This is a genomic window from Gemmiger formicilis (assembly GCF_016901605.1).
In the GTDB taxonomy this organism is placed as follows: Bacteria; Bacillota; Clostridia; order Oscillospirales; family Ruminococcaceae; genus Gemmiger; species Gemmiger formicilis_B.
Genome location: NZ_JACJKP010000090.1, coordinates 1 through 11,613 on the forward strand (window position 1 = coordinate 1; position 11,613 = coordinate 11,613).

Consider the following 11,613-nt stretch of genomic DNA (forward strand, 5'->3'; position numbering starts at 1 on the left):
ATCGAAGTGCTGATGCACAACAAACCTCTGCAATGCTACATTGCCTCCAACGCCTCGGACAAATTGGCCCAGCAAGTAGCCAGTCAGGCCGTCATCAACACCCTGTTCAGCGGCATCATCATCGGCAACATGGGCCTGGCCACCATCCTGACGGTCATCAGCATGGTGCCCTCCATCTTCTTTGCAGCCTTTGGTGCCAGATATGTGGGCAAACACGGCAGCAAGAAGGGAATTGTGACCTGGACATATGTGAGCATGGCCATCACGGTGGTATTGGTGGTCTTTTTCCTGTCCATTGACCCGACTCGAATTGGCGTCATAGGCAGTTCTGAAATGATCATCAATACAGTACTGAACCTGTTGCTCAACGGTTCCAACATGTGCATTACTACCTCCAATACCTCTTACATGGCCGATGCTATCGACTTTGAGCTGGATCGCTCCGGCCGGTATATTCCGGCGGTGGTTTCCGGCACGTACAGCCTGGTGGACAAGCTCATTACCTCCTTTGCGGCGGTCATTGCTACCGGTGCTGTGGCGCTGCTGGGTTACACCACCACCATGCCTCAGCCCACCGACCCCTGCACCACCCCCATCTTCTGGATGACCATGTTCCTCAAGTTTGGCCTGCCCATCATCGGATGGATCATTACCTTGGTGGCTATGCGCGACTGCCCTCTGACCAAGGAAGAGATGGTCCATGTACAGAAGCGCATCGCTGAAAAGAAAGCCGCTGCCCGGGCCGAGCTTTTTGCCGAACAGTTGAAGTAAACCCACACAAAAACCGAAAGGGTTTGCCCCTTTCGGTTTTTGCCCTAAGACCAGAGAAGGAGTGTTTTCCATGAGTGAAACGATCGTATTGAATACAGGCTGGACCTTCACCAAGGAGGAACACAGCGAACCCGTGACCCTGCCCCACACCTGGAATGCGGTGGATGGGCAAGACGGCGGAAACGATTACTACCGTGGCAGCTGTACTTACGCCCTTCAGCTGCCGGCTATCCGGCTGCCGGAAGGCGGCCGGGCGGTGCTGCAGTTTGACGGCGTGGCTATGACAGCGGTGGTCAATCTGAACGGGCAGAAGGTGGCCGAGCACAAGGGCGGGTATTCCACCTTCCGGGTGGATATCACCGATGTGCTGCAGGACACAAACAACCTCACCGTCGAGGTGGACAACAGCGACAACGATACCGTCTACCCCCAGAAGGCGGACTTCACCTTCTACGGCGGCATCTACCGGGATGTGACGCTGCACATTTTACCCGCCGCCCACTTTGCTATGGAGGAAAACGGGGCGGTGCCGGTGAAGGTGACCCCGGTGGTCACCGACCTGGAAACCCGCCGCTGCGAGGTGACGGTGGAGGCCCTTGTGGTGGACGCCGACAGGGTGCGCTTTTCCCTGGATGGCCAGGAAATGAGCGCTCCGGTGGAGAACGGTACCGCCAAGGCTGTTTTCACGCTGGAAAATGCCCGTCTGTGGAACGGTTTGGACGACCCTTATCTGTACACCGTCACTGCCAGCCTCGATAACGGCGAAACGCAGTCCGCACGGTTCGGCTGCCGCAAATTTGAGATCGACCCGCAAAAAGGCTTCTTCCTTAATGGCCGCTTCTACCCGCTGCGGGGCGTTTCCCGCCATCAGGACCGCAAGGGGGTGGGCGTTGCCATCACCAAAGAGATGATGGAGGAGGACCTGGCCCTGATTCTGGAAATGGGCGCCAACACCATCCGGCTGGCCCACTACCAGCACGCCCAGGCCTTCTATGACCTGTGTGACGAGAAGGGCCTGGTCATCTGGGCCGAGATTCCCTACATCACGATGCACATGCATAATGGCCGGGCCAACACCCTGACCCAGATGGAGGAGCTCATCGTCCAGAATTACAACCATCCCTGCATCGCGGTGTGGGGGCTTTCCAACGAAATCACTGCTGCCAGCCCGGTGAATGAGGAACTGCTGGAAAACCACCGTGCTCTCAACGACCTGGCCCATCGTCTGGATCCCACCCGGCCCACTACCATGGCCAACGTCTTTATGCTGGAGATCACCAGCCCCATTCTGGAAATCCCCGATGTGAACAGCTATAACCTCTATTTCGGTTGGTACCTTGGCGAACTGGACCAGAACGACGACTTCTTTGACGAATACCATGCCAAGTATCCCGACCGGTGTATCGGCTTCAGTGAGTATGGTGCCGACGCCAACCCCGCCTACCAGACTTCCCACCCCGAACGGGGCGATTACACCGAGACCTACCAGTGCGTCTACCATGAGCACATGGCAAAAATGATTGCGGAACGTCCCTGGCTGTGGGCCACTCACGTCTGGAATATGTTTGACTTTGCCGCCGATGGCCGGGACGAAGGCGGCAAGAACGGCGAAAACCAGAAAGGTCTTGTCACCTTTGACCGCAAGATCAAAAAGGATGCCTTCTACCTTTACAAGGCATACTGGAGCAAGGAGGCCTTTGTGCATACCTGCGGCAGCCGGTATGTGGACCGGGCCGAGGATGTCACCGAAGTGAAGGTCTACTCCAACCTGCCGGAAGTGGCTCTCTATGTGGATGGAAGGCTGCAGGAGACAAAGCAGGGGGATAAAGTGTTTACCTTCCGGGTGCCCATTACCGGCAAACATTCCATCGAGGCCCGGGCAGGCGGCTATTCCAGTGTGATTCTGGTGAACCGGGTGGATACCCCCAACCCGAACTACGCCATGGCCAACCGGCGGGAAGTAACCAACTGGTTCGACGGCGAGCTGGACGAAAGCTGCTGGAGCGTCAAGGACAATATGGCTGCCGCTATGGCCGATGCCAAGGTGGGCCCCATCCTCAAGCAAATCGGTGATAAGGCCGCCGCCTCCCGGGGGGATGTAGCGGCCGCCGTCAAGGACAACCCGGCTCTGGTGGCTATGATGCAGCGGGCCATGCAGCGGATGACCATTGAGGGCATGCTCAGGCAGGCCGGCACCGACATTGAGGATATTAAGCAGCTCAACCGTGTGCTGCAGGGCATTTCCAAGGAGTGAACACCATGAAGCAGACCTACTGTAATCCCCTGGATCTGGGTTACCGCTACCAGCATATGAAGGAAGGTTCCCGCGTTGAGGGCTTCCGGGAGGGCGCTGATCCTACGCTGGTGTTTTTCAAGGAGAAATACTACCTGTTTGTCTCTATGTCGGCGGGGTTCTGGTACTCCGACGACCTGCTGCACTGGGAATTCCACCCCGACCCGGGGCTGTTGATCTACGACTATGCCCCCGATGTACGGCAGGTGGGGGAGTACCTGTATTTCTGCGCCAGCCGCAAGGGGAAGAACTGCCCGATCCTGCGTTCCAAGGACCCTTTGCACGAACCCTTTGAGCAGGTCAGTGCGCCTTTCGCCTTCTGGGATCCCGACCTGTTCCTGGATGATGATGGCCGGGTGTATCTCTACTGGGGCTGCTCCAATACCACCCCCATCTGGGGCGTGGAGATGGACCCCAAAACCATGACCCCCATCGGGGAAAAGAAGGAACTGATCTTCGGGCAGGAAGAGTCCCTTGGCTACGAGCGCCCCGGCGACAATGGGGTGGTGGACCGGGAGGCCAGTGTGGTGTACCAGGCGCTGAAACAGCACTACAATCCCGCCACCGGCAAACTGGAATTCCCTCCGGAGATGCAGCACATCCCCGGCATGAGCACCGACGATCTGGCTGCCATGTTCTTTGCGGTGGGCAAGCCCTACATTGAGGGGGCCTACATGACCAAGCACAACGGTACCTACTACCTGCAGTACGCCTGCCCCGGCACCCAGTACAACACCTACGCCGACGGCGTCTATACGTCGGATTCTCCGCTGGGACCCTTCACCCGGCAGGCCTCCAACCCCTTCTCGGCGGTGCCGGGCGGTTTCATGACCGGTGCGGGCCACGGCAGCACCATCGCAGATCGGTACGGCAACTACTGGCATGCCGCCACCATGCGCATCTCGGTCAACCACGACTTCGAGCGCCGGGTGGGGCTGTTCCCGGCGGGGTTCGACCGGGACGGAGTGTTGTATTGCAATCAGAATTTTGCCGATTATCCTCATCGCATCCCGGCGGGCCCCTTTGATGCCGCAAACTGGCAGCCGGAATGGATGATGCTGAGCTACCGCAAGCCGGTCACGGCTTCTTCCACGGCAGCGGGCAGCAACCCGGCCCTGGCGGTGAACGAGACCTGCCGGGACTGGTGGAGTGCGGGCAGCGATGCCCCCGGGCAGTGGCTCTGCGTGGACCTGGAAAAAGAACAGGACATCCGGGCCATTCAGGTGAATCTGGCCGATGAAGGTGTGGTGGTGGACTTTCCCGCCGACAGTTACGGGGATGCCCGCAAGACCCGGCACATTGAACTGCAACCGCAGATTTCTCGTTATACGGTGGAAACCAGCCTGGATGGGGCCACCTGGACCGCCCGGGAAACGGTGGCCCGGGAATGTTCCAACGGATATTATGAATACCCTGAAGGCATCCGTGCCCGGTATGTGCGGGTGACGGGCGGCGAGCTGCCCTACGGTCAAACCCTGCGCATCAGCGGGCTGCGGGTGTTCGGCAACGGGGACGGGGACAAACCCGCCCGGGCCCGGGCCTCCGCTGTGCGGGTCAGTCCGCTGGACGGCAAGGTGCACTGGCAGCATCTGGAAGATGCGCAGGGCTGCAATGTGCGCTACGGCATTGATCCCGACAAACTCTACCACAGCTGGCTGGTCTACGGTGCCGACGAGGTAAATCTGTCTACCCTCATGGCCGGTCAGGAGTGTTATGTCTGTGTGGACAGCTTCAACGAAAACGGCATCACCACCGGCGAAATCATCAAAATGGAGGGGTGAGTCATGCCCAAAAAGGCAGTCCAGCAATTTATGCTGGGAACGGTACTGAACAACGAAACCCAGGCCCGGGAAACCCTGGCTGCCCTCAAGAATGCCGGGTACGACGGTATCGAGCTGTGCGGGTTCATGATCCATCCCATCGGGTTCATGGTCAAGATGCTGACCAAGGCCGCCGGCATGCCGGTGGGCAAGGGCGGCAACCTGGACTGGCACAAGCTGGTGCAGGAGACAGGGCTAGAAGTGGTCAGCCTGCACACCGACCTGGGCAGCCTGGAACGGGACCCGAAAGAGGTTGCCCGGGAGGCCCAGAGCTTCGGGACCAAGTATGTGGTCATCACCGGTATGTATCGGTTTGACTACGGGGACGAAGCCACCGTGCGCAACCTGGCCGCCCGGCTGAACAAAGCCGGGGAGGCCCTTCTGCAGGAGGGCGTGGAGCTGCTCTACCACAACCACAATTGCGAGCTGCGCCGGGTCAATGCCCAAAAACGGGCTTACGACATCCTGATGGAGGAGGCTGATCCCCGGTTTGTGAACTTTGAGTTCGACAGCTACTGGTTTACCGAGGGTGGTGCCAACGCGCTGGCCTGGATGCAGCGGCTGGGCCATCGCATGAAGCTGTGGCACATCAACGACCGGGGCAGTCGAGTGCAGGGCCCTGCCGTGACCCCCATTCTGAAAACCGACAGCATGGAACTGGGCACCGGCAACATGGACTTGGACAGCCTGCTAGAACAGGCCCTGCAGGCCAACGTGGACGCGGTGATTCTGGAGAGCCACCGCAACTGGATTGACGGCAGTCCGGTGAAAAGCGCGCAGGTCAGCGCGCAATTCCTGAACCGGATTCCAGGATAAAATCCAAGAAAAGGCAGAGCGAAAGGAGAAATACCTATGAAAGCCACTTTTGAAAGTGTACAGGGCAAAGTTGCCGTTGTGACCGGCGCAAGCAGAGGCATCGGCGAAGCCATCGCACGGGCTTTTGCAGCCAACGGCATGAAAGTGGTGCTGGCCGCACGCAGTGAGGAACAGGGCCGGAAGGTGGCAAGTGAGATCGTTGCACAAGGCGGTGATGCCGTCTTTGTCCGTACGGATTGCAGTGATCCCGCACAGATCAAGGCTCTGGTAGAGAAAGCGGTGGAAATCTATGGCCGGCTGGACGGTTTCGTATCCAATGCCGGAATCGGCATGGGCGGCAATCCTTTGCATGAATATGAAATGGAAGAGTATGAGCGGATTTTTGCGCTCAACAGTGAAGGCGTATTTGCCGGCATGAAGTACGCGGCGGAGGCAATCTTCCGCAGCAAATCCAAAGGCGGTTTCCTGATCAACGTTGCGTCGGTGGCCGGCCTTGTTCCGCAGCGGGGGCAGGCATTGTATACTGCAACGAAATTCGGAGTGGTCGGTATGACCCGTGCCGCGGCTCTGGATTACGCCGCCTATGGAATCACGGTGAATGCAATCTGCCCCGGATACACAAAGATCAGCATCTTCGGCGATATTCCCGAAGCTGCGATGGCCATGTTTGCAAAAGACTGCCCGGCAGGCAGAATGGGAGATCCTATGGAGTGCGCCTGGTTGGCTTTGTTCCTGGCAAGCGATATGGCCCGGTATATCACCGGTGCGGTCATTCCGGTGGACGGAGCGCTGAGCGCGGGACATCAGAATGTGACCACCTGGAAAAATCCCGGACTTTACGCGGGCACAGCAGAGAATTGACACGGGACTTCTGGCAGAAATGCCTTGCTGAATCTGCTGCATTGTATGCAGACTGATTCAAGTACAGAGTGAAAAATTCTCTTACTGATTGACGGATATTAGCAGGCAAACGTTAAAGGGACAGATGTGCCCGTGATTCACCGCCCGATTTTCGGTAATACCGGGATCGGGTGCTTTTTGTATGTGTTTGGTTATATGTATGGTTTAAAGTATTGGGAGCCGCATAGGCGCAGGCAACCGCTTTGGAAATCAAGAGAGGCAGTATAGAAACAGTGAAATCCGCGCAAGGGTGACGAATAACGGCATAAACTTTCTGCTTTTCATAAACTTATGGAATTATAGTCCTTTAAGCTGAATTTTTGACTCCTCACTGATTGGCAAATATGCTATGCTGTCATTAACCAAAATTACGGCAATACGTAAGAAATATCCTGCGTTGCTTTTGAACGGGAGGAATACCATGGTGAACTTGAATGAATTGATACAGCAACTCACGCTGGAAGAAAAGGCAGAACTTTTGACTGGTGGAGATTTTTGGCACACCCGCGCCATAGAGCGCTTGGAAATTCCGGCCATTATGATGAGTGATGGGCCCAGTGGTTTACGAAAACAGGAAAAAGAAAGTGATCACCTGGGCATATATGGAAGTACGCCTGCTGTGTGCTTCCCCTCGTCGGCTGCGGTGGCCGCAAGCTTTGATACAGCTCTGGCACAAAAGCTGGGATGTGTAGTGGGAAACGAATGCCAGGCTGAAGGGGTCGCATTGCTGTTGGGGCCGGGGCTGAATATCAAGCGAAGCCCTCTGTGCGGACGAAATTTTGAATATTACAGTGAAGATCCCGTCCTGGCCGGACAGATGGGGGCCGCCATGGTGGAAGGCGTCCAGAGCACCGGTACGGGAAGCTGCATCAAACATTTTGCCGCCAACAATCAGGAAACTGACCGCATGGTGGGCGACAGTGTGGTAGACGAACGCACCCTGCACGAAATTTATCTGGCACCCTTTGAAACTGTCGTCAAGGAGGCCAAACCTCAGGCGGTTATGTGTGCCTATAACAAGGTGAACGGAACGTTCTGCAGTGAAAACGGAACGCTGCTTACCGATATTCTGCGCTCGGCCTGGGGATACCAGGGTATGGTGGTAACAGATTGGGGGGCAGTAAAAAATCGCGCAGTGGGCGTAAAAGCCGGTTTGGATCTGGAAATGCCGGGAGGCAGCAGGAGAGGAATTCAGCAGGTATTGGATGCGGTGGTCGCCGGAACTTTGACGGAGGCAGAGGTGGACCGTGCGGCGTACAATGTGCTGAAACTGGTACAGACAGGCATAGAAAACCACCATCCGGATGCTGTTTTTGATCGCGCTGCCGACCATGACTTTGCCCGTCACATCGCTGAAGAATGCGCGGTACTGCTGAAAAACAAGGACTCGGTGCTGCCTCTGACGGAGGAAAGTTCCGTGGCGCTCATCGGAGACTTTGCCGCTGCACCACGGTATCAGGGTGGCGGAAGCAGTCATGTAAACAGTGCATATATCAGCCGTGCGGTGGATTGCATGCCGAAGGGTATGAGCTGGACGCGCGGTTATGATCAGGGATCTGATACGTCGGACCGTACACTGCTGGAGGAAGCGGTGGCTGCGGCCCGCAAGGCTGATGCAGCGGTGATTCTGGCCGGACTGCCGGAACGGTATGAAAGCGAAGGCGTAGACCGTACGACATTGGAAATGCCGGCCAACCAGAATGAACTGATAGAAGCAGTTTCTGATGTGCAGCCCAATACCATTGTCGTGCTGTATAACGGCGCTCCGATCACTATGCCCTGGCTGGACAAGGTGGCCGCTGTGTTGGAAATGTATCTCCCCGGTGACGGTGTGGGTGCAGCCACCATGGATCTTTTGTATGGCAAGGCAAATCCCAGCGGAAAGCTGCCCGAGACCTTCCCGCAGAAACTTGCCCACACCCCGTCCTGGTTCAACTTCCCCGGCGAAAATGGCATTACAGAATATCGTGAAGGCGTTTTTGTGGGATACCGCTATTATGACGCCAAAGAAATGGATGTTTTGTTCCCATTCGGGTATGGCCTGTCCTATACCAGTTTTGCCTACAGCAATATGACGGTGGATCGCTCCCGGATGGGGGAAGGGGAAACGCTGCGGGTACAGCTGACCGTGATCAATACAGGGAAGCTTCCGGGAAAGGAAGTCGTACAGTTGTATGTGGCGCCGCCTGCCGGGATGCGGCGCAGACCTGTACGGGAGTTGAAGTCTTTTGCCAAGGTGGCACTGCAGCCGGGTGAGCGGCGGGAGATTACCTTCGAACTGAATGCCCGTGATTTGGCATATTATGAGCCGCTGCTCCATGATTTTTATACCCCCACCGGTTGTTATGAGATCGAAGTCGGAGCGTCCAGCAGGGATATCCGGCTTCGCAAGGAAGTGTCGTTCACTGCGGAGCGGCCATTACCTCGGATGTTTACCGAATACAGTACGCTGGCCGACGTAGTATCGGATCCCAAAGGAGCCGCCGTGTTTGGCCCGATCCTGCAGCGGCTGGCGGAAGCAGCGGCAGGACAGGCCTCTGCCGGTGATACCGAAGGCGCCTCCCGTATGCTGGAGGGAATGACATTGGGAACACTGGTTTCCTTTGGTGTTTTAACGGAAGAACAACTCAAAGGAATGTTGGAAGGACTGAACGGGTAAAAGAGAACGTACGTCTGAATACGGATAAAAGAGACCAGAAGCAAACTATGGATACAGAAATTCTGAACACATTGTCCCACATTACATCGGAAGAGCAGAAACTGCGGGATGGGGAACCGCTAGACCGGACATTGTATGCCTCCGGCCATGGGTTTGAGATCGATGCGGCCAAGCTGCTGCGCCAGGGCCAGCTCATCACCATACGCCCCCATACCCGGTTCGTAGCCTTTCCCCGTCACAGCCACAACTATGTGGAGATCATGTATATGTGCGCCGGTCAGACAACCCACCTCATCGGCGGCGGTACGCCGGTGCATCTGCAGGCGGGAGAGCTGTTGTTTCTGAATCAGCAGGCCAGCCACGCCATCCAAAGAGCGGAGGCTGGGGATGTAGCGGTGAACTTCATTGTGCTGCCCCAATTTTTTGACTATGCTTTTCAGATTGTGGGAACTTCCAATCTTTTGGGACGTTTTTTGCTGGGAACGCTGAAAAACGGCGGTGCGGAGATTTCCCATCTGGTCTGCCATACCGCAGAACTGCTTCCGGTCCAGAATTTGGTGGAAAGCATGGTCTGGAGCCTTTTGCACAATGAACCTGGGACCCGTGGCGCCAATCAACTGCGCATGGCGATGCTGATGCTGGACTTGCTGAACCACCATGAATGTATCGAAGTGCAGGGCGAACCGGGGCAGGGAAGCCCGCTTGTGCTGGCGGCACTACGCGAAATTGAGGATAACTGCCGCGATGCCAGCCTGTCCCATGTGGCGGAGCGGTTCCATGTTTCGCTTCCCTACCTGAGCGCCCTGATCCGGCAGGCAACTGGTAATACCTTCAAGGAACTGCTGCAGCAGAAACGTTTGGACCGGGCCCAGCAGCTGCTGCGCACCACCAGGCTGCCCGTGCAGGCGATAGCCGAGTCCGTGGGGTATGACACCACCAGTTATTTTTACGGTATTTATAAAAAAGCCTTTGGCATAACGCCGAAAGAATACCGGGATCATTTGTGCAATTCCGATAATTGAGGAAAAATTACTTAAATAAGCGCGTGATTTTATTGTAAATCACGCGCTTATTTTTTTAGACCTCTGCCGGTATACTGATACCAGTGAAAAAACAGGAAGGGGAGCTGCAGGAAGTGCGGTATTATCTTGCAATCGATATCGGCGCATCGTCAGGTCGCCTCATTCTGGGGCATTTGAAAGAGGGGCGGATGGTGCTGGAGGAAGTATACCGGTTCGAAAACCGGCAGATCCGCAAGAACGGCCACGACTGCTGGGACATGGACAATCTGTGGCAGGGCATTCTGGGCGGACTGAAAGCCTGCAAGGCGTTGGGCAAGGTCCCCACCACGGTGGGCATTGATACTTGGGCTGTGGACTTTGTACTGCTGGACAAGGACGGGGCGCCGGTGGGCGACGCGGTGGCCTACCGCGACAGCCGTACCGAGGGTGCCGACAAACTGGTGGAGGCCAAGATCAGCCCCGCCGAGCTCTATGCCCGCACCGGCATCCAGAAGCAGCTGTTCAACACCATCTATCAGCTGGCGGCGCTGCAAAAAGAGCACCCCGAACAGCTGGAAGCGGCCCACAGCCTGCTTATGATTCCGGACTACTTCAATTATCTGCTCACCGGCGTGCAGAAGCAGGAATACACCAACGCCAGCAGCACCAACCTGGTCAACGCGGCTAAAAAGACCTGGGACAGGGAACTGCTGGACACCCTGGGCCTGCCCCGGCGGCTGTTCGGCCCCCTGTCTATGCCCGGCACGGTGGTGGGGCCTCTGAAAGAGGAGATCGCCGCCGAAGTGGGCTTCCAGACCACCGTCATTCTGCCCGCCACCCACGACACCGGCTCGGCCTTCCTGGCGGTGCCGGCCCGGGATGACCGGGCGGTGTATCTGTCCAGCGGCACCTGGAGCCTGCTGGGGGTGGAGAACGAAGCCCCCATCACCACCGAGGAGAGCCGCGTCCAGAACTTCACCAACGAGGGCGGCGCCTGGTACCGGTTCCGGTATCTGAAGAACATCATGGGTCTGTGGATGATCCAGTCCATCCGGCGGGAACTCAACGGGGTGGACTACGTGGCCGGCAAGACCCGGGCCGCATGGACCCTGGATGTGCAGGCAGGGGAGAAGCAGTGGAGCTTCCCCGACCTGATTGCCGCCGCCGAAAGCGCCGCCGATTTCCCGTCGGTGGTTAACGCCAACGACGATGCCTTCCTGGCCCCGGCCAGCATGATCACCGCCGTGCAGGACGCCTGCGCCGGGAGCGGCCAGCCTGTGCCCCAGACGGTGGGCCAGCTGATGCAGTGCGTCTACCGCAGCCTGACCCTGTGCTACAAGAACGCCATCGCCG

The 11,613-nt window shown here is 57.2% G+C and carries 8 protein-coding genes; all 8 read left to right on the plus strand.

Annotated elements, in window-relative coordinates:
• Window positions 1-771 (plus strand): MFS transporter (locus H6B10_RS08395; protein WP_204651181.1); only part of this gene is annotated, 771 nt, incomplete at its 5' end.
• Between the two features lie 70 nt (window positions 772-841).
• Window positions 842-3,025, plus strand: a complete 2,184-nt coding sequence (locus tag H6B10_RS08400) for a glycoside hydrolase family 2 protein (RefSeq protein WP_204651182.1) — start codon at window positions 842-844, stop codon at window positions 3,023-3,025.
• A 5-nt stretch (window positions 3,026-3,030) separates the two neighbouring features.
• Entirely contained in the window at window positions 3,031-4,845 is a 1,815-nt protein-coding gene (locus H6B10_RS08405; RefSeq protein ID WP_204651183.1) for a family 43 glycosylhydrolase, read from the plus strand.
• Window positions 4,846-4,848: 3 nt separating this feature from the next.
• Entirely contained in the window at window positions 4,849-5,700 is an 852-nt protein-coding gene (locus tag H6B10_RS08410) for a sugar phosphate isomerase/epimerase family protein (protein ID WP_204651184.1), read from the plus strand.
• A gap of 36 nt (window positions 5,701-5,736) precedes the next feature.
• Window positions 5,737-6,561 (plus strand): SDR family NAD(P)-dependent oxidoreductase, encoded by an 825-nt coding sequence (locus H6B10_RS08415; RefSeq protein WP_204651185.1) that lies wholly within the window; start codon window positions 5,737-5,739, stop codon window positions 6,559-6,561.
• A gap of 460 nt (window positions 6,562-7,021) precedes the next feature.
• Window positions 7,022-9,259: a beta-glucosidase gene (locus H6B10_RS08420; RefSeq protein WP_207751594.1), complete on the plus strand. Its 2,238-nt coding sequence runs from the start codon at window positions 7,022-7,024 to the stop codon at window positions 9,257-9,259.
• Between the two features lie 47 nt (window positions 9,260-9,306).
• A complete protein-coding gene (locus tag H6B10_RS08425) occupies window positions 9,307-10,281 on the plus strand; it encodes an AraC family transcriptional regulator (RefSeq protein WP_007046228.1) in 975 nt (324 codons plus the stop codon).
• Between the two features lie 113 nt (window positions 10,282-10,394).
• On the plus strand, window positions 10,395-11,613 hold a 1,219-nt coding region (locus H6B10_RS08430), incomplete at its 3' end, for a rhamnulokinase (protein WP_345941724.1).

Bases quoted from the DNA above. Each gene is read 5' to 3' on its own strand.
- H6B10_RS08400 (WP_204651182.1), top strand. From the start codon at position 842: ATGAGTGAAACGATCGTATTGAATACAGGCTGGACCTTCACCAAGGAG.
- H6B10_RS08405 (WP_204651183.1), top strand. From the start codon at position 3,031: ATGAAGCAGACCTACTGTAATCCCCTGGATCTGGGTTACCGCTACCAG.
- H6B10_RS08410 (WP_204651184.1), top strand. From the start codon at position 4,849: ATGCCCAAAAAGGCAGTCCAGCAATTTATGCTGGGAACGGTACTGAAC.
- H6B10_RS08415 (WP_204651185.1), top strand. From the start codon at position 5,737: ATGAAAGCCACTTTTGAAAGTGTACAGGGCAAAGTTGCCGTTGTGACC.
- H6B10_RS08420 (WP_207751594.1), top strand. From the start codon at position 7,022: ATGGTGAACTTGAATGAATTGATACAGCAACTCACGCTGGAAGAAAAG.
- H6B10_RS08425 (WP_007046228.1), top strand. From the start codon at position 9,307: ATGGATACAGAAATTCTGAACACATTGTCCCACATTACATCGGAAGAG.